Annotated in this window: 14 protein-coding genes and 1 tRNA gene; 10 read left to right on the plus strand and 5 right to left on the minus strand. The window is 61.6% G+C overall.

The window, feature by feature from the left end:
• The first annotated feature begins 133 nt into the window (after positions 1–133).
• Together EDC35_RS13110 and EDC35_RS13115 are read left to right on the plus strand one after the other, a co-directional pair.
• A tRNA-Ser gene (locus tag EDC35_RS13110) sits at positions 134–224 on the plus strand.
• Positions 225–488: 264 nt separating this feature from the next.
• Positions 489–1,523, plus strand: a complete 1,035-nt coding sequence (locus EDC35_RS13115; RefSeq protein ID WP_243651649.1) for an ABC transporter permease — start codon at positions 489–491, stop codon at positions 1,521–1,523.
• 18 nt (positions 1,524–1,541) lie between these two features.
• Here the strand turns inward: EDC35_RS13115 and EDC35_RS13120 are convergent, their stop codons facing one another.
• From EDC35_RS13120 to EDC35_RS13135, 4 genes are all read right to left on the minus strand, one after another.
• Positions 1,542–1,940, minus strand: coding sequence for a septal ring lytic transglycosylase RlpA family protein (locus EDC35_RS13120; protein ID WP_132977699.1), 399 nt, complete (start codon positions 1,938–1,940; stop codon positions 1,542–1,544).
• Positions 1,941–2,195: 255 nt separating this feature from the next.
• On the minus strand, positions 2,196–4,835 hold the full coding sequence (locus EDC35_RS13125; RefSeq protein ID WP_132977700.1) for a glycosyltransferase: 2,640 nt from the start codon (positions 4,833–4,835) through the stop codon (positions 2,196–2,198).
• Complete coding sequence (locus EDC35_RS13130; protein WP_132977701.1) at positions 4,832–6,550, minus strand: glycosyltransferase family 39 protein; 1,719 nt, start codon at positions 6,548–6,550, stop codon at positions 4,832–4,834. Before EDC35_RS13130 ends, EDC35_RS13125 begins: the two co-directional genes overlap by 4 nt.
• A gap of 239 nt (positions 6,551–6,789) precedes the next feature.
• Complete coding sequence (locus EDC35_RS13135; protein WP_132977702.1) at positions 6,790–7,521, minus strand: VPLPA-CTERM sorting domain-containing protein; 732 nt, start codon at positions 7,519–7,521, stop codon at positions 6,790–6,792.
• A 510-nt stretch (positions 7,522–8,031) separates the two neighbouring features.
• Between EDC35_RS13135 and EDC35_RS13140 the strand changes: the two genes are divergently transcribed.
• The 6 genes from EDC35_RS13140 to EDC35_RS13160 all read left to right on the plus strand — a co-directional run bounded on the left by EDC35_RS13140 (position 8,032) and on the right by EDC35_RS13160 (position 11,518).
• Positions 8,032–8,904, plus strand: a complete 873-nt coding sequence (locus tag EDC35_RS13140; RefSeq protein ID WP_341539437.1) for a hypothetical protein — start codon at positions 8,032–8,034, stop codon at positions 8,902–8,904.
• Positions 8,813–9,223 carry a hypothetical protein gene (locus EDC35_RS19050; protein WP_341539438.1) on the plus strand — a complete coding sequence of 137 codons (411 nt, stop codon included), beginning with the start codon at positions 8,813–8,815 and terminating at the stop codon, positions 9,221–9,223. The genes EDC35_RS13140 and EDC35_RS19050 overlap by 92 nt, the downstream gene beginning before the upstream one ends.
• A 126-nt stretch (positions 9,224–9,349) precedes the next feature.
• The gene (locus EDC35_RS13145; protein ID WP_132977703.1) at positions 9,350–10,285 is read left to right on the plus strand and encodes a DnaJ C-terminal domain-containing protein; all 936 of its coding nucleotides are present in this window, start codon (positions 9,350–9,352) and stop codon (positions 10,283–10,285) included.
• A 3-nt stretch (positions 10,286–10,288) separates the two neighbouring features.
• Positions 10,289–10,621 carry a chaperone modulator CbpM gene (locus EDC35_RS13150; RefSeq protein ID WP_132977704.1) on the plus strand — a complete coding sequence of 111 codons (333 nt, stop codon included), beginning with the start codon at positions 10,289–10,291 and terminating at the stop codon, positions 10,619–10,621.
• A 232-nt stretch (positions 10,622–10,853) separates the two neighbouring features.
• A complete protein-coding gene (locus tag EDC35_RS13155; protein ID WP_132977705.1) occupies positions 10,854–11,105 on the plus strand; it encodes a hypothetical protein in 252 nt (83 codons plus the stop codon).
• On the plus strand, positions 11,102–11,518 hold the full coding sequence (locus EDC35_RS13160; protein WP_132977706.1) for a type II toxin-antitoxin system VapC family toxin: 417 nt from the start codon (positions 11,102–11,104) through the stop codon (positions 11,516–11,518). The genes EDC35_RS13155 and EDC35_RS13160 overlap by 4 nt, the downstream gene beginning before the upstream one ends.
• Before the next feature lie 50 nt (positions 11,519–11,568).
• On the opposite strand, the gene EDC35_RS13165 is transcribed toward EDC35_RS13160, so the two are convergent.
• The gene (locus EDC35_RS13165) at positions 11,569–13,356 is read right to left on the minus strand and encodes an ABCB family ABC transporter ATP-binding protein/permease (protein ID WP_132977707.1); all 1,788 of its coding nucleotides are present in this window, start codon (positions 13,354–13,356) and stop codon (positions 11,569–11,571) included.
• Positions 13,357–13,649: 293 nt separating this feature from the next.
• On the opposite strand from EDC35_RS13165, the gene EDC35_RS13170 reads away from it, so the two are divergent.
• Together EDC35_RS13170 and EDC35_RS13175 are read left to right on the plus strand one after the other, a co-directional pair.
• A complete protein-coding gene (locus tag EDC35_RS13170) occupies positions 13,650–16,574 on the plus strand; it encodes a ribonucleoside-diphosphate reductase subunit alpha (protein WP_132977708.1) in 2,925 nt (974 codons plus the stop codon).
• Between the two features lie 89 nt (positions 16,575–16,663).
• Positions 16,664–17,533: a DUF2971 domain-containing protein gene (locus EDC35_RS13175; protein WP_132977709.1), complete on the plus strand. Its 870-nt coding sequence runs from the start codon at positions 16,664–16,666 to the stop codon at positions 17,531–17,533.
• The last annotated feature ends 31 nt before the right edge of the window (positions 17,534–17,564 follow it).

The following is a 17,564-nucleotide window of genomic DNA, read 5'->3' on the forward strand; positions in this document are numbered from 1 at the left end:
AAGCGCGATTTGAAAGCAACGCGCGCTTCCTGTATCTTTGCCAACTCGCAAGCGCCAGGGACGATAAACGGACAGTCTGCCACCCACTTGCCTCCCCGCAACGGCAGCCGTCAAGCAAGCGATTCTGCACCCCGGAGAGGTGTCCGAGAGGCTTAAGGAGCACGCCTGGAAAGTGTGTATAGGCTAATACCCTATCGAGGGTTCGAATCCCTCCCTCTCCGCCAATTCAGGGTCTTTCTAAGGACTCGCATCCAGTTCATCCATCGCAGGCAGTCCGCCTCAGAGTCCATGCACCGTCTGTCTCGATCTTGCCATCGGCATGGTTTATCCGTTGCAGCGTACAGTGGAGTGGACATGAGTGTCTCAAGACGCCCGCAGCATGAACGCTTTCATCGCCAGACCGGTCGAGCCGGAGGCGCTTTTCGTCATCCTGCTCAAATGGCTGTCGCGAGATCGGTCGTGACGACCGTCAGCCGGGAGGAGTGGGCGTGAATCTGACGGTATGGCGTCGTATCGCCGCGATTCTGGTCGCGCGCAATCGTGAGTTCTATCGGGATCGTGCGGGTCTGAGCTGGAATCTGCTGATGCCGGTCATGATGGTGCTGGCCTTCGCCTTTATCTTTCGGGGCGGGCCGGAGGATGTGTTCAAGGTGGGCGTGGTCACTCAGGACGGCAATCTGCACAGCACGACCTCCCCCTTTCTGGCCCTGGATTATCTCAGTTTCATCCCGCTGACCGAGCCGGATGCGGCGATTGCGAAGGTCGAGCGGCATCAGTTGGATCTGCTGCTCGATCTGCGCGGGACGCCGGCCTATTGGGTGAACGCGGATTCGCCCAATGGCTATCTGGCGGAGCGTCTGCTGCTGGGCGCCTATGCATCCGCGATCGGGCCGTCGCCCGAACGGCGTGCCGTCAGCGGTGCGGCGCTGCGCTATGTGGATTGGGCGCTGCCGGGCGTGCTGGCGATGAACATCATGTTTTCCAGCCTGTGGGGCGTGGGCTGGGTGATCGTGCGTTATCGCAAGAATGGTGTGCTGCGGCGGCTCAAGGCGACGCCGCTCAGTCCCTGGGAATTTCTGACCGCACAGGTGGCCTCGCGGCTGATCGTGGTGCTGGGGGCGAGTCTGCTCGTCTATCTGGGGGCAACGGCGCTGCTGGACTTTCCGATGCGCGGCTCCTATCTGGCGCTGGCGCTGGTCTATGTGACCGGTGCTTTGTGTCTCATCAGTCTGGGCCTGATCGTGGCGTCGCGTCTGCGTAGCGAGGAAGTGGCCGACGGTCTGCTCAATCTGATTTCCTGGCCCATGCTGCTGCTGTCGGGGGTCTGGTTCTCGATGGAGGGAACGAGTGTCGCGGCGCAGACGCTGTCGCACCTGCTGCCGCTGACGCATCTGGTTGAGGGCGCCCGCCGGGTCATGATCGACGGGGCCGGTGTGGTGGACGTTCTGCCTCAGATTGGCCTGCTGGCCGGGTTGGCTGCGCTCTTTCTGGTGCTGGCAGCCTGGCTGTTTCGCTGGGAATAGGGCAGACCGGCTCGGGCGTCAGGAATCGCGGCCTGCTGGCGGTGCGTTCAGCACCTTGAGTTCGACCTTGGCGACGCCCTTCTTGATGATGCCGAGTTCCTTTGCCGCTTCGCGCGACAGATCGAGAATTCGCCCTTTGACGAATGGGCCGCGGTCATTGACCTTGACGATGATGCTGCGTCCGGTGCGGGTATCCGTCACCTTGATCCGGGTGCCGAGCGGCAGGGTCTTGTGGGCGGCGCTGAGCCGGTTTTTGTTGTAACGCTGACCGCTGGCGGTTTTCAGGCCATGCAGGCTGTCGTGATAGTAAGACGCGATGCCTTGCTGGGTTTGACGCAGATTGTCGCGGGCCTGGGTGTCGCTGCCGAGCGGCAGCAGGAAGATCATGAGCGCGGCAGTGGCAAGGGTCTTTTTCATGGAGCCAACCTCTTTCGGTAAACGACCGATCCCGCGGGTCAAGGCATGTCGGGATCTCGGTCGATAAACAGGGAAGGCGGCAGTCTAAGGGAAAACCCTGTATGGGGTAAACCCTATATCGAATAAAAACGAACACTTTTTGACGGCTTTCAGGCGGATCGCGGGTTCCGCGTGGCCTGTTTTCTGATCCCATTGGCCTCGGCGAGCGCCGGATTCCGATTCCCGAATCCGTGCTCGCCGAACCCTCGCGACAGGTCAGTTCTCCCGGCTGACCGGTTGCGGCACACCATTCTTCTCAGCGCAGTCCATGACGGACATGACACCGACGAGACTGGCGGGGAGCTTCTGCCAGGCGCTGGTGAGCGAGACCAGGACCGAGGCCAGATAGGGGATGGACTGCACCACCAGCACCGCGACCCAGATCCGCACGTCGAGCATGTAGGCGTCCTCGCGCAGCATGACCAGCGCGCCGGCAAGCAGGAAGGCGAAGGCGAACAGCGCCTCCTCGCGGGCGTCGGCGAGGGCGCGGATGACCGCTGGCGCCTCGGCCATCTTGGGGGTGCGGAAGAAGCCGAGCTTGCCGGTGACGAGTCCGCCGAACATGGCACGCGAGATGGTGTGTGACAGCGCCAGTCCCGCCAGTCCGGCGGCGAGACTCTGACGCAGGGTGGCGGTGACGCGGCGGCGATAGAGGAAGAAGCTCTTGGACATCTTGAAGACGAAGAGCACCAGCGGCACCAGCGCGACGGTCATGTAGGGCGGGGTGATGGCGTCCGGGAACATCACCATCGCCACCGACCAGCCGAGCGCGGCGAAGTTGAACAGCAGATTGAAGCCGTCGGCGAACCAGGGCAGCCAGCCGGCGACGAAGTGATAACGCTGCCCGGCTGAGAGTGCGGTCGGGCGCAGCCCCAGCAGCGCGTGCCGGTGATGCAGGAGGATCCGCACCGCGCCATAGGCCCAGCGGTAACGCTGCTTGCGGAAATCGGCGAAGGTGTCGGGCATCAGACCCCGGCCATAGGTGCAGGGGATATAGAGCGCCTTGTGTCCGGCCTCGAACAGACGGAGCCCGAGTTCGGCGTCTTCGGTGATACACCATTCGGCCCAGCCGTTGACCTCATCGAGCGTTGTGCGCCGGATCATGGTCATGGTGCCGTGCTGGATGATGGCGTTGCGCTCGTTGCGCGTGACCATGCCGAGATGGAAAAAGCCCCGGTATTCAGACATGCACATCGCCTTGAAGGCGTTCTGGTCGGCGTCGCGATAGTCCTGCGGCGCCTGGACGATGGCGACCTCGGGATCCATGAAGCCCGGCACCAGGTGGCGCAGCCATTCGGGAATCACGATGTAATCGGCATCGATCACGGCCACCACCTCGGCGCGCGGGTCGGTCTCGCGCAGGGCGAAGTTGAGCGCGCCGGCCTTGTAGCCGGCGAGCGGATCGACATGGAAGAAGCGGAAACGCGGCCCAAGCTGTTCGCAGTAGTCGCGCACCGGCTCCCAGACCGCCGGATCCTTGGTGTTGTTATCGATTACCAGCACCTCGAAGCGCGGATAATCGAGCGCCGCCAGTCCGTCGAGCGTCTCTTTCAGGAGTTCGGGCGGCTCGTTGTAGGCCGGCACATGGATCGAGACGAAGGGCAACTGATCGTCCGGGACTGAGCGCAGCGGGAAGGGCCGGCGCCATTTGCGCAGCCAGATGGACTCGGCCCATTCGTGCGCCTCGGCCATCAGGAGCACGATGACGCCCACCCCGCCGATCAGCAGCAGCAGGCCCACAATCGCCGTGGCCGGGGTCATGTACTGGCGGGTGTAGTCGTAGACGATCCAGACCGCCGCCGTCGAGATGGCATAGGTGATGAGCGCGAGAAAGCCCTTGCCGCGCTTGGAGAGGGTCGAACTGTCGCGGTAGAGAAAGGCCAGCAGCAGCACGCCGATCACCACCGAGAGCCCGGCCAGCTCGCGCCAGTGCGGGATGCGCACCACCGGCTGGCTGAACTCGAATTTGGCCTCGCGACTGGCGTTGTAGACGCCCCAGTAAGTACCCGTCGCGCCCTCGGTTTTGGCCTTCCAGGGCTGGTCGAAGGCTTCCATCACATAGTAGATATAACCCTCGGCCTCGGCGCGGGCCAGAAAGCGTCTGAGAAAGCGGGTCTGGTTGGCCGTCGATGCCTCCGCCCCCCGGTTACGCCGGCCATTGCTGGGCCAGCCGACCTCGCCGATGATGATCGGCTTATTCGGATAGGCTTCCTGCACTTCCTTGTAACGCTTGATGGAGTAGTCCACCGCCTGCTCCAGCGGTATACCTTCCCAGTAGGGCAGCAGATGCACGGTGATGAAATCGACCTGTTCGACCAGCTCGGGATGCTTGATCCAGACATGCCAGGGCTCGGCGGTACTGACCGGTAGCCAGGTGAGCTTGCGCACCCGTTTGAGATAGTCGATCAGGTCGGGCACCGTGACATCCGCGCGCAGCAGCGACTCGTTGCCGACGATGACCCGTACCAGGTTGCGATTGCCTTCGCGCAGCACCTCGCCCAGGCGTTTGATCTCGATTTCGTTGGCGTTACGCTCGGGACCGATCCAGGCACCCAGTGTCACATTCAGGTCATGGGCCGCTGCCAGGCGGGGAATGGCGGCCAGGGTGTCCTCGACGGTGTAGGTGCGGATCGCGTGGGCGCGTCCCTGAAGCAGCGCGAGATCCGACTCGATATGCTCGATCGATGGAAAGCGCTTGCGGCTCGGATCGTCATCGATGCCCATGGGCGAGAAGGAAAAGCCCTGGATACGGGTCGGCCACGGTGGCTCGTCCATGGGCTGGTTCAACAGCCACCAGGCAGTGATCGTCAGCAGTGCGATCAGGGCGGGGATGACGAAATTGATCGAGCGGTTCATTGCGACGCTTCTCCATGGGCCGATTCGCGCGGCGAGTCAGTGGGCCGGGTGATGACAGGGGTGGTTGATGTGTCCGCTGCCGCAGCGGGCGGTGGGGTCTGTGCAGGGTCCGCCTGCGGCCCACTGACCGCGAACCACTGCCAGGTGCCGGCCAGGGCGGTCAGGGTTTGCGTGGATCCGAGTGCGGCCTGCACTCTGTCCGACGGGGTCAGGGCAATACAGTCTGCGAAACCCTCGGGGAGCATGAAGGGTCTGTTTTGAGGTTCGCCCCAGATCCGTATCTGAGGCGCCAGACGATAGGCCAGCGAGATGGCTTCGCCGATGGCGACCGCGCCGTCGCTCGCAATGATGAGCGTGTTTGCCGTATTCGCGATCCGTGCGATCTCGCCATTGCGGGTGCTGAATTGCTTGGTCGGCCAGGTGTCGGCGCGCTGGATGGCGAGTTGCGACAGTCCGCCGAGTCCGAGCAGCAGCGCCAGCACGCCGAGCCCGAGACGCCGGGCCAGCGCGCCCGATTCCGCCGCGATGGCGGTGCCGATCACCCAGGCAACCATGATCTGCACGGCCAGCAGGGTCGGGAGCGCATAGCGGACCTGCCGCGAGCGACTGCCTCCTTGGAGCAGATCCGGCCCGAGCACGATACCGAGATAGACCAGGGCGGTGAGCAGCAGCAACCAGACCGCCGGACGTGGGGCTTGGCGGATGAAGAGCCAGATCGCCCAGGCGAGTGGGATCAGCAGCAGGCCCGATCCGGGCAGCGGTTGCTGACTGGGTTCATGACTGAGATCAACGAAGGTGTGGGTCAGGTGTCGCACCCAGGAGGCGAATAGATCGTCGAGGCCGACCGGATGCCGCATCCAAGAGGTGATGTCCCCGATCCGGTCGGGCTGGGTGGCGATCACCCACAGCCAGGGCGAAAAGAGCAGCAGCGCAACCCCGACCGCGAGCGACCAGCGGCGCACCAGCCGGACGAACTGTCCCGGCTGATTTGAGCCGTCGAACCGGACCCGCAGCGCATAAAGGGCGTGCACCGGAAGCATCAGCGCAAACAGCAGATGGCTGTAGAGCCCGAGCGTGATGAAGACAGCGTAGAGCCACCAGTCGGCGCGGGTCTCGCGGCGCAACGCGCGGGTCAGTGCCGCGCTGGCGGCGACCAGCAACAGGAGCCAGAGTGCATACTGACGGGCCTCCTGAGCGTACAGAAGCTGTAACGGCGAGCAGGCGACCAGAGCGGCGGCGATCCAGGGTGTCAGTCCGCGCGCGCCGAGTTCGCGTGTCAGCCAGTAGACGGCGGGAATCAGCAGGACGCCAAAAATAGCCGAGACGCCGCGCACCGCCGTCACCGGATCGAGCGGCAGCGCGGTTGCCAGTCGCGCCAGTAGATAATAGAGCGGCGCATGTTCGGGGTGTTCGGCCAGCGCCCTGAAGGTATCGAGCCAGGTGTGCGCGGGATCGGGCTGCTGGAAGCGCAGCAGATCGGCGGGCGTCAGGATCTGTCCGCTGAAGAGCGCGGCCTGCACCTCGCCGTGCTGATAGCCGAAGACCCGGATCAGGGTAAAGACCTCGTCATGCCAGACCAGCAGATGATCGAGCCCGAGCAGCCGCGCCGCACCCGCGCCAAGGATGACGAGAGTCAGCAGGGTCAGCAGACGGGGAGCGACAAAGAGCAGAGGCGGATAGCCGGCGACGCCTGCCGGGGCGAGCGGGGAGAGCACGGTTGATCATCCTGAATGGAGCCTTGTCGCATGGAAGGGGCCATGGCGCGGGGGCGACAAGGCGGCAGCCCCGAGCGCAGCGGCGGCTATGATAGCCTGATTCGGGCGATGGGGCAGGGGCGAAGCCGCCTCGTCTTGAAGCGGGGGATTGCTGACGGGCGACCGGGAAACGGAGAGAGGACTGACGGCGGGATGCGGGGATGATCAAGGGGGCGCAGCGAGCGCCCCGTCACGTCGATTCAGATTGGCTTGTTCTGGTTCTGGCGGCGATAGCCAATTCCCACCATGCCCAGCAGCGCCGAGCCGAAGAGCCAGACAGCGGCGGGGAGGGGGACGGTGGAGACGGTCATGCTTTGGATTTTGAACCCGTCGATTTTTCCATCGTTATTCTGAAGTGATGCAAAAACTCTCCATACATCGTCGCTTGGCATGGACTGAAAATTATAAGTGACCGATGATGCGTTGTTTGATGGATCTTGGGTGTAATGATTAAGGATGGTTCCCAGGTCGCCAGCGACTCCGTCGTATCCCAGAGTGATGTCTGCGTCCTTTCTGGTTTGACTGCTGGAGTCAGTGTCCCAAATGGTTAGCGTAATACTTGTTATGGATACGTTTTGTGCTGCACCTCCTTTGGAATTGGAAAAGGCAAAGCTGACAAAGTCAATTCTGCCGCTATTATCAACATAGTGCGCATCATCGGAAGAATTTTTAACGCCAAGGCCATTGGTTGTATAAAGGCCTAAAGATGCCTGTGCAGGTGAAGTATCTGATGCTGAGTCCAGATACCACCCTTTTGCTGCTACTGACAGGGTGTTGGATGTGTCTGTGAAGTTTCTCGTATTTCCGGGGCTTCCATCACTATCTGAATTGCTAGAAAAATTAAAAGTATAAGTCGCCGCATTCGCTGCCGACCATCCGCCAAGCGCGATGATCAATCCGCTCGCGCCGATCAGTGTTTTGAGTGTGTTCATGTTACGGCTCCGATGAAAACTGATGCCTGTTCGGTTTGAAAGCCGCCTCAGGCTGTGCGCTGAATTCGCTTGATTCGCTGATGGTTCGGTTGACGGGAAGTGAAATCCGCCAGTCATAATGCATGACTGGTGCAGATGTTCTGATACCGTCTCTGATCGTTGTCGTAATCGAAGATTCACAAGCCGACGATTACGACAACGAACGGCCTCGGGATTTCCAAGGTGCTGCATCACCCTCTAGCATTTAACACGCCAAATTTTCAAAACCTGCGCCCCGGTGATTCTTTGTTTTTTAAAACAGTGGTTTGGCTGAGTGCCGTGCTGGAAACCCGCTGCCTGCGTTGGAGACTCGCTCTGCCGGGGCTCACATTTTTATGACGTTGCATCGGCTGAATGCCGAAAACCAACTTAAATTCCAAAGAATTAGCCTGTCACATCTGTCACGCTCGGTGTCACGAAAATTTGACAGTCGCGATCTGGTCCGGACAGCGCCTGGATTGAGGAGTCGAAATGACGTCACCCGACCTGCACGACCTGGAACTGCTCCTGCGTTCCGATACGCCGCTGGTTCTGATCGAGCCGATTGAGGAACCGCGCATGATCGAACTCTTCACCCGGCTGGCGATCCGGCTCTCGGAACCGGCCTTCTGCTGGACGGTCACGGACGGACTCCAGCGCATCGAGTTCGACGCACCGGCCCAGTATGGTCTGGCGGATCCCGCCGAGATCCTGCGGCATATCCGGCTCACCAATCAGCGCGGCATCTATCTGCTGCTCGACTTTCATCCCTATCTGGACAAGCCGCTGCATGTCCGGCTGCTGAAAGAGATCGCGCAGGGCTATGCGGAGCTGCCGCGCACCCTGGTGCTGGTCAGCCATGGCCTGGAGATCCCGTCCGAGCTGCGTCATCTCAGCGCGCGTTTCTCGCTGCGCCTGCCGGATCGCTCGCGCATCATGGCGCTGATCCGCGAAGAGGCCAAACGCTGGCAGGAGTCCGGCGAACAGGGTCCGGTTCGCGCCAGCCGCGAGGCGGTGGAACAGCTCGCGGGCAATCTGCTCGGTATCACCGAATCGGACGCCCGCCGGCTCATCCGCAACGCCATCCGTCATGACGGCGCCATCCCCCAGGAGGATGTGAAGACGGTCAAGCGCGCCAAGTATGAGCTTCTGAGCCCCGAGGGCATCATCAGCTTCGAGCACGACACCCGCTCCTTCGCCGACATCGCGGGGCTCGCCAGTGGTTCGGAAGGTGAGGGGTGGTCGTCGCATTCTGGGCACGCTGCTGACCTGGATGGCCGAACGCACCACGCGGGTCTTTCTCACCGCCACCGCCAACGACATCTCGCGTCTGCCACCGGAACTCATCCGCAAGGGTCGCATTGATGAACTCTTTTTTGTCGATCTGCCGACCGCCGAGGTCCGGCACGAGATCTTCGCCATCCATCTGCGTCAGCGGGGTCTGGATCCGGATGGTTTTGATCTGGACGCCCTGGCGGAGGCGAGTGAGGGTTTCGCTGGCGCAGGCATCGAACAGGCGGTGGTCTCCGCGCTCTATGCCGACAGCGCCCGGGACGGCGCGCTGGACACCGGAATTCTGCTGAACGAGCTGGCCTGCACCCAGCCGCTGTCCGTGATCATGGATGCCCGGATCCAGGCGCTGCGTGATTGGGCGCGGGAGCGGACTGTGCCAGCGCATGCTTAGGTTATGATGCTGGTCATAGGCTTCACTCCGGTTGAAAAATCGATGCAATCGGGCCGAACCATCCCCACCTGCGGCAGTAGATCGGGATTCCCCGAATACCTGCGGTCAATCCTCTGAGACGTTGCAATGCAATACAAGGACTACTACCAAACCCTCGGCGTGGCGCGCGATGCCTCCCAGGCCGAGATCAAGCGGGCCTATCGCCGGCTTGCGCGCAAATATCATCCCGATGTGAGCAAGGAGCCGAACGCCGAGGCGCGTTTCAAGGAAGTAAACGAGGCCAACGAAGTCCTGCATGACCCTGAAAAACGCGCCGCCTACGATGCGCTCGGCAACAACTGGCGTGCCGGTCAGGACTTCCGTCCGCCGCCCGGCGCCGGCTCGTCGTCTGGATTCCATTTCGAGCAGGGCGATGCCGGCGATTTCAGCGATTTCTTCTCCAGTATCTTCGGGCGCGCCTTTCAGCAGGGCGGCGGGGCCAGGGAGGCCCGGCGGCGGCGCGGTCAGGATCAGACCATCAGGCTTGCCATCGATCTGGAAGACGCCTATCGCGGGGTGACGCGCCAGATCAGGCTGGATGCCCCCGAGCCGGATGCGAACGGCCAGCGGAGCACACGCTCGCGCACGCTGAATGTGCGGATCCCGGCGGGCGTGACCCAGGGGCGTCAGATCCGGCTCGCCGGTCAGGGCGGCCCCGGTCTGAATGAGGGGCCGGCGGGTGATCTCTATCTGGAGATCGAGCTCAATCCGCATCGGCACTTCACGGCGGACGGACGGGACATTCAACTGCGCCTGCCCATCGCCCCCTGGGAAGCGGCGCTGGGCGCCTCGGTGACGGTGCCGACCCTGGGCGGTTCGGTGACGCTCAAGATCCCGGAGGGCTCGCAGTCCGGACAGCGGCTGCGTCTCAAAGGTCGCGGTCTGCCCGGCACCCCGCCCGGCGATGAGATCGTGGTGCTGGAGATCGTCACGCCACCGGCCAAAACCGAGGCCGCCAAAGAGGCTTATCGACTCATGGCTGAACGTCTGCCCTTCAATCCACGGGCCGAACTGGGAGTCTGACCCATGACGCAGACCGAGACAGACATCGAAGGAACCCTGCTGGACGAGGCGCTGATCGTCTCGTTCGCCGAGCTGACCCGACTCTGTGGCACCAACGGTCGCGCTGTCAAACTCATGGTGGCCGAGGGGCTGCTGCGCCCGCAGGGCTGCCAGCCGGACGACTGGCGTTTCAGCGGCGACGAGATCCGCCGCGCCCGCCTTGCCGTGCGGCTCCAGCACGATCTGGATCTCAATCTTGCTGGAACGGCGCTGGCGCTCGATCTGCTCGATGAGCTGGATCGTCTGCGCACGCGGTTGCAGGCGCTGGAACTGCTGGCCGAACAGCGGCGGCGGTAGACTCTCATACCGGACAGGGCATGCGTGCCTTCTGCGCGGATACGTCCACGTTAGGCCGGGGGGCGGCGCAGGCTGCGTACATTCGGCAGTGCGGTGTTTCAAACGTCATCGGGGGCTGAGTGCGGCGAGCGCGACCCAGGAGCCCCGGGCAGAGTCAGGCGACGCTGCGTCTGGCTCAATTTTCTTCTCGCTCATCGGCGATGATCCATCTGACTCCCAGAGAGGTACGGACATGCTGAAAAGCCTGCATCTGACAGCCCGCATCAGTGCCGATGGCATGCTGCATCTTCCCGTCGCAGAGTTTGCCGATCAGGAGGTCGAGGTGATTGTGCTCCCCGCTGCGCATCAGAAAACGCCGCCTGTCCTGTCGGGTCAGGAGGCGTTACAGAAAGCGCGGGAGGTCGGTTTTATCGGCAGTTTCGAGGCCGAGCCGGATTTTTCTGTCCGCTATAAGGAAAGGCTCGACTGGTCCGGTAAAGCATGATTATTGCCGACACGGGTTTTTGGGTCGCCTTGGGGAATCCCAGGGATGACTACCATGCACTGGCCGTGCGGACCTTCGCGACATTACGGGAGCCCCTGATCACGACCTGGCCGGTGATGACGGAGGTTTGTCATCTGCTGCTGCAACGGCGTGGCACAAGCGCGCAGATCGCCTTCATTGAGCTGTATCGGCAGGGAGGCTTGACGGTCTTCGAGATCGATGTGTCATCCGCCGAGCGGCTTGATCGCTTGATGAAAGATTATGCCGATTTGCCGATGGATTTGGCCGATGCTTCGCTCGTGCTGCTGGCGGAAGCCTTGGGTCACGGACGTATCCTCAGCACGGATCGCCGCGATTTTCATGCGTACCGCTGGAAAAATACACGTCCCTTCACAAACCTGCTGCTGTCTTGAGTCATGACGCCGCGCGATGGTCTGTCATGCGCCTCCCGCGCAAAGCGAATTTATTCGCACTTTTCCCGCTGCTGCAACTCCCACATCGCCGCATAATGCCCGCCCGTTTCCAGCAGCGCGCGATGCGTGCCCTGTTCGCGGATACGCCCTTCTTCCATGACCAGGATGCAGTCGGCATCCACCACGGTCGAGAGCCGGTGGGCGATGACCAGGGTGGTATGGTTCTCGGCCACTTCGGCCAGGGTCTGCTGGATCGCCTGCTCGGTGTGACTGTCGAGCGATGAGGTCGCCTCGTCGAAGATGAGGATGCGCGGGCGCTTGAGGATGGCGCGGGCGATGGCGACACGCTGTTTCTCCCCGCCGGAGAGTTTCAGCCCGCGCTCGCCGACGACCGTGTCCCAGCCGTCGGGCAGGCTCTCGATGAAGTCGCGGATGTGCGCCATGCCAGCGGCGCGCTCGATCTCGGCGCGGGTCGCGCCCGGACGGCCATAGGACAGGTTGTAATAGAGGCTGTCGTTGAACAGCACCGTGTCCTGCGGGACGATGCCGATGGCGGCGCGCAGGCTGTCCTGGGTGATCTCGCGCACGTCCTGACCATCGATCAGGATGCGCCCGCCGGTCACGTCATAGAAGCGAAACAGCAGCCGCGCCAGGGTCGATTTGCCGGCCCCGCTGTGACCGACCACGGCCAGCGTCTGCCCCGGCGCGATGCTGAAATCCAGCTCGCGCAGGATGGCGCGCTCGGGCTGATAGTGAAAATCCACCCGCTCGAAGCGGATGCCGCCCTCGCGGATGACCAGTGGTCGGGCATCCGGGCGGTCGCGGATCTCCGGCTCCCGCTCCAGCAGTTTGAAGACCAGATCCATGTCGGCCAGGGCATATTTGATCTGGCGGTAGACGATGCCGAGAAAGCCGAGCGGGATGAAGAGTTGCAGCAGCAGCGCATTGACCAGCACCAGATCGCCGACGCTCATCTGACCGGCGACGACTCCTTGGGCGGCGAGGGTCATGATGAGCGTGACACCCACGGCGATGATGGCACCCTGACCGAAGTTGAGCAGCGACATCGAGCTTTGACTCGCCACCGCCATTTCCTCCCATTCGGCGAGCGTGGCGTCGTAGCGGTCCAATTCCAAGCGCTCGTTACCGAAATACTTGACCGTCTCGTAATTGATGAGACTGTCGAACGCCTGATGGTTGCCTTGCGAGTCGAGCCGGTTCATGCGATGGCGATATTCCATCCGCCATTCGGTGATGGCGAAGGTGAAGGCGAAATAGACCGCCACCGTGCCAAAAGTCACCAGGGTGAAGGACAGCGCATAGCGCCCGAGCAGGATGGCGCCGACCAGTGCGAATTCGACCAGCACCGGCAGCATGCTGAAGACCACATAATTCAGAATGGTCGAGACCGAGCGGGTGCCGCGCTCCAGATCGCGGCTGACCGCCCCGCTCTGGCGCTCCAGGTGATAGCGCAGCGAGAGCCGGTGCAGGTGCTCCAGTACCCGGGTCGAGAGACGCCGCATGGCCCGATAGCGCACCCGCGCAAAGACCACGTCGCGCAGTTCATTGAAGAGCGCCGCACTCAGCTTCAGCAGACCATAGGCCAGCAGGAGCGAAAAAGGCAGAATCAGCGCCTGCGTCTGTCCCGGCTGGAAGGCGTCGACCAGATGCTTGAGAATCAGCGGCACCCCGACATTGGCGACCTTGGCCAGCACCAGACAACTGATCGCCAGCGCCGCGCGGCCCCGGAACTCCCAGAGATAGGGCAGCATGCCGCGCAGGTTGTGCCAGTCACGGCGGTCGCCGTGGATCTCTTTAGTGGACAGGATACGAATCATCTGGGATCTGCTGCATCAATCAAAGCCCCTTTTCCAGGCAGGGATGAGGGGGAGGGGAAAGGCTCAGGGGCGCAGATGATGGCAGAATATGCCACTGACAGCACGGGTTGCTGTCAGCCCGCATTCCAGCTCAGCATCCGCCGCCGGAACAGGCGCCGGAACTCAGCCGCGCCAGGATAAAAGCGCAATATATGGTGGTTGACTGATCTGAAAATTACCATATATTGGCCGCCTCTCAGGCTGATCCGCCAGCCTCGATCACCCATACCCGCCACCCGCTTTCAGGAGCCGCCATGTCCGCCAGCCGCCCGTCATCGCCCCGTCCGGACTCGACTCACGCCATCCCGTCCGCCCCGGCGGTCGGTGAGACCGATCACGAGATCATTCACACCCCTGGGCGGGTGCAGGTGATCCGGCGCAACGGTCAGGTCACGCACTTCGACCCGAGCAAGATCATGGTCGCCATGACCAAGGCGTTTCTGGCGGTCGAGGGCGGTTCGGCGTCGGGTTCGACCCGCGTCCATGATCGCGTCGCCGAGCTGACCGCACAGGTCGCCGCCGCGCTTACCCGGCGTCTGCCCGGCGGTGGCACGGTGCATATCGAAGACATCCAGGATCAGGTCGAGCTGGCGCTGATGCGCGCCGGTGAGCACAAGGTTGCCCGCGACTATGTGCTCTATCGCGAGGCCCGCGCCCGCGAGCGTGCCGAGAAGGCCGCCGCCAGCCGCGAGACGCCAAAGCCCCATCCGCTCAATGTGACCCTGGCCGACGGCAGCACCCGCCCGCTGGACGTGGAGCGGATGCGCCGGCTGGTCGATGAAGCCTGCCGCGACCTGGATGCGGTGGATCCTGCCGCCATCCTCGCCGACACCCTGCGCAATCTCTTCGACGGGGTGCGCGAGGCCGATGTGCGTCAGGCGCTGGTCATGTCCGCGCGCGCCCTGATCGAAGGCGAACCGCAATACAGTCAGGTCGCCGCGCGGCTGCTGCTCGACATCCTGCGGCGTGAGGCGCTCGGTTTCCTCGATCTGGCGGTCGGCGTCGAGACCCAGGCGGACCTTGCCGAGCGTTACGCCGACTATTTCAGCGCCTACATCAAACGTGCCGCCGATCTGGAACATCTCGACCGCCAGCTCGCCCGCTACGACCTCAAACGGCTCGGCGCCGCGCTCAAGCCCGAACGCGATCTCCAGTTCAATTATCTGGGGCTACAGACGCTCTACGACCGCTATTTCATCCACACCACCAACGGCATCCGCTTCGAGCTGCCGCAGGCGTTTTTCATGCGCGTCGCCATGGGGCTCGCCATCAACGAGATCGACCGCGAGGCGCGCGCCATTGAGTTCTATGAGCTGCTTTCCAGCTTCGATTTCATGTGCTCGACGCCGACCCTGTTCAACTCGGGTTCGCTGCGTCCGCAGCTCAGTTCCTGCTTCCTGACCACGGTCCCGGACGACCTCGACGGCATCTACAGCGCCATCAAGGACAATGCCCTGCTGTCCAAATTCGCTGGCGGTCTCGGCAACGACTGGACCCGCGTGCGCGGCATGGGCGCGCATATCAAGGGGACCAATGGGAAGAGTCAGGGGGTGGTGCCGTTTCTGAAGGTGGCGAATGACACGGCAGTCGCGGTCAATCAGGGGGGTAAACGAAAAGGCGCCGTCTGCGCCTATCTCGAAACCTGGCACATCGACATCGAGGAATTCCTCGATCTGCGCAAGAACACTGGCGACGACCGGCGGCGCACGCATGACATGAACACCGCCAACTGGGTGCCGGATCTCTTCATGAAGCGTGTGGCCGAGGACCAGCACTGGACGCTCTTCTCGCCGGACGAAACGCCTGATCTGCACGACCTCACCGGGCAGGCGTTCGAGCAGGCGTATCTGGCCTACGAGACGCGCGCCGAGCGTGGCGAGATGAAGGTCAGCAAACGGCTCAAGGCGGTCGATCTCTGGCGCAAGATGCTTGCCATGCTGTTCGAGACCGGCCATCCCTGGATCGCCTTCAAGGATCCCTGCAATCTGCGCTACACCAATCAGCATGTCGGGGTGGTGCATAGCTCCAACTTGTGCTGTGAAATTACCCTGCACACCAATGATCTGGAGATTGCGGTCTGCAATCTTGGGTCGATCAACCTCGCCGCTCACGTCACCGATAAAGGGCTCGACACCAGGCGGCTGCAACAGACCGTCCGCACCGCCATGCGGATGCTCGACAACGTCATCGACTACAACTTCTACAACGTCCCCCAGGCGCGCAACTCCAACCTGCGTCATCGCCCGGTCGGGCTTGGCATCATGGGTTTTCAGGACGCGCTCTATCAACTGCGCATCCCTTACGGCAGTCCCGAGGCGGTCCAGTTCGCCGATCACAGCATGGAGCATCTGAGCTACCACGCCATCCAGGCCAGCGCCGGTCTGGCTGAGGAACGCGGGCGCTATCCGAGCTTCGACGGCTCGCTCTGGAGTCAGGGCATCCTGCCCATCGACAGCATCCGGCTGCTGGAAGCAGGGCGCGGCGGCTATCTCCAGATGGACACCAGCCAGACCCTGGATTGGGACAGTCTGCGCGAGCGGGTGAAGACGGTCGGCATGCGCAACTCCAACTGCATGGCCATTGCCCCGACGGCTACCATCAGCAATATCGTCGGGGTCAGCCAGTCGATTGAACCGACCTATCAGAACCTCTTCGTCAAATCCAATCTCTCCGGCGAGTTCACCGTCGTCAATCCCTATCTGATCGATGACCTCAAGGCGCGTGGACTCTGGGATTCGGCGATGGTCAATGACCTCAAATACTTCGACGGCTCGGTGCAGCAGATCGAGCGTATCCCGGACGAGCTGAAACAGCTCTACGCCACCGCCTTCGAGATCGACGCCCGCTGGCTGGTCGAAGCCGGCAGCCGCCGTCAGAAATGGCTCGATCAGGCGCAGAGTCTCAATCTCTATCTGCGCGAGCCCAATGGCAAAAAGCTCGACAACCTGTATAAGCTGGCGTGGGTGCGTGGATTGAAAACGACCTATTATCTGCGTTCCATGGGGGCAACCCATGTCGAGAAATCCACTATGGCCGATGCTGGCCGGGCGAACAAACTCAGCGCGGTTGGCGGGAATTACCTGTCGATGGAGGGCGGGAAGGTGAGTGGGAAAGGGAATGGAGTGGCTGCGCCGAATGCGTGTTCGATATTGGATCCGGAGTGTGAGGCTTGTCAGTAGGGTCAGTCGGCTAGGATTCTCGGATGGTGGACTGGTGTCGGCCTAATCCCGAGAATCCTAGCTCACTCTAGAACAGGTTGAATCTCAGCATGCATCAGTTAAAACCGGGCAAACGCGCATTCTACAAGTACACGTCGCCCGAGACCGCTTTGGCCATTTTGCAGACTGGAAAAGTAAGGTACAGCTCACCATTAACATTCAACGATCCGTTCGACATTCAGTCAGGGCTGCATTTCGATTTTGATCTTGAAGCGCTTCACAAAAAGATTATTGACCGCATAGGAGAACTTGCAGCGGCACCGGATGAGCCTCGCGTCGATTCCGATGACTCTTGGGGTAAACTCGTTCTAGAGGCAAGAAAAAATTATCCAATACATGGTTTTCCAAGAGATCGATGGGTGACGATCACCAAGGCCCCATTCGATTTTCTCTTGTCAATGATTAAGGACACCCGCCGACAGTACGAACAGCACTGGAAGAACAGACTACTACCCGGAAGCAGAGTCTTCTGCGTGTCAGAAGATAGAGATAATTTACTCATGTGGGCACATTACGGGAGCAACCATACGGGCGCTGTATTTGAATTCTGGTCACTCCCGAGTGAGGACAACCCTCTTTCAGTCGCGAGCCCTATTCAGTACAAAGAAACGCCGCCGAGCTTTTTCTCTGAGGAAGAATGGATAAATGACCTCACAGGCTTAAACAAACTCGATCACAATGCACTATATAAAAGATACGCCTACATCAAAAGTACCGAGTGGTCGTATGAGCGAGAGTGGCGCGTTTGGTATCCGCTTGTAGATGAACGGCAGCTATACGATAACGTAGCCATTCGAAAATCGGAGTTCACATCCATCTACATTGGGTGCTGCTCAAAGCCGGAATTCGAGAGAAATATACCGCTCTCATTTGAGTTTTTCGCCGACAGGCATTTTGTGACACATCAACCGGATCTGTAGAATCTTCGCCATGTCTGACTACTGTCTCACT

Origin of the sequence: Thiobaca trueperi, from assembly GCF_004342175.1 — a bacterium.
GTDB lineage: Bacteria > Pseudomonadota > Gammaproteobacteria > Chromatiales > Chromatiaceae > Thiobaca > Thiobaca trueperi.

Excerpts from the sequence above, each read along its gene's own strand:
- EDC35_RS13120 (WP_132977699.1), bottom strand. The coding sequence starts at position 1,940 with ATGAAAAAGACCCTTGCCACTGCCGCGCTCATGATCTTCCTGCTGCCG.
- EDC35_RS13125 (WP_132977700.1), bottom strand. The coding sequence starts at position 4,835 with ATGAACCGCTCGATCAATTTCGTCATCCCCGCCCTGATCGCACTGCTG.
- EDC35_RS13135 (WP_132977702.1), bottom strand. The coding sequence starts at position 7,521 with ATGAACACACTCAAAACACTGATCGGCGCGAGCGGATTGATCATCGCG.
- EDC35_RS13140 (WP_341539437.1), top strand. The coding sequence starts at position 8,032 with ATGACGTCACCCGACCTGCACGACCTGGAACTGCTCCTGCGTTCCGAT.
- EDC35_RS19050 (WP_341539438.1), top strand. The coding sequence starts at position 8,813 with ATGGCCGAACGCACCACGCGGGTCTTTCTCACCGCCACCGCCAACGAC.
- EDC35_RS13145 (WP_132977703.1), top strand. The coding sequence starts at position 9,350 with ATGCAATACAAGGACTACTACCAAACCCTCGGCGTGGCGCGCGATGCC.
- EDC35_RS13150 (WP_132977704.1), top strand. The coding sequence starts at position 10,289 with ATGACGCAGACCGAGACAGACATCGAAGGAACCCTGCTGGACGAGGCG.
- EDC35_RS13155 (WP_132977705.1), top strand. The coding sequence starts at position 10,854 with ATGCTGAAAAGCCTGCATCTGACAGCCCGCATCAGTGCCGATGGCATG.
- EDC35_RS13160 (WP_132977706.1), top strand. The coding sequence starts at position 11,102 with ATGATTATTGCCGACACGGGTTTTTGGGTCGCCTTGGGGAATCCCAGG.
- EDC35_RS13165 (WP_132977707.1), bottom strand. The coding sequence starts at position 13,356 with ATGATTCGTATCCTGTCCACTAAAGAGATCCACGGCGACCGCCGTGAC.
- EDC35_RS13170 (WP_132977708.1), top strand. The coding sequence starts at position 13,650 with ATGTCCGCCAGCCGCCCGTCATCGCCCCGTCCGGACTCGACTCACGCC.
- EDC35_RS13175 (WP_132977709.1), top strand. The coding sequence starts at position 16,664 with ATGCATCAGTTAAAACCGGGCAAACGCGCATTCTACAAGTACACGTCG.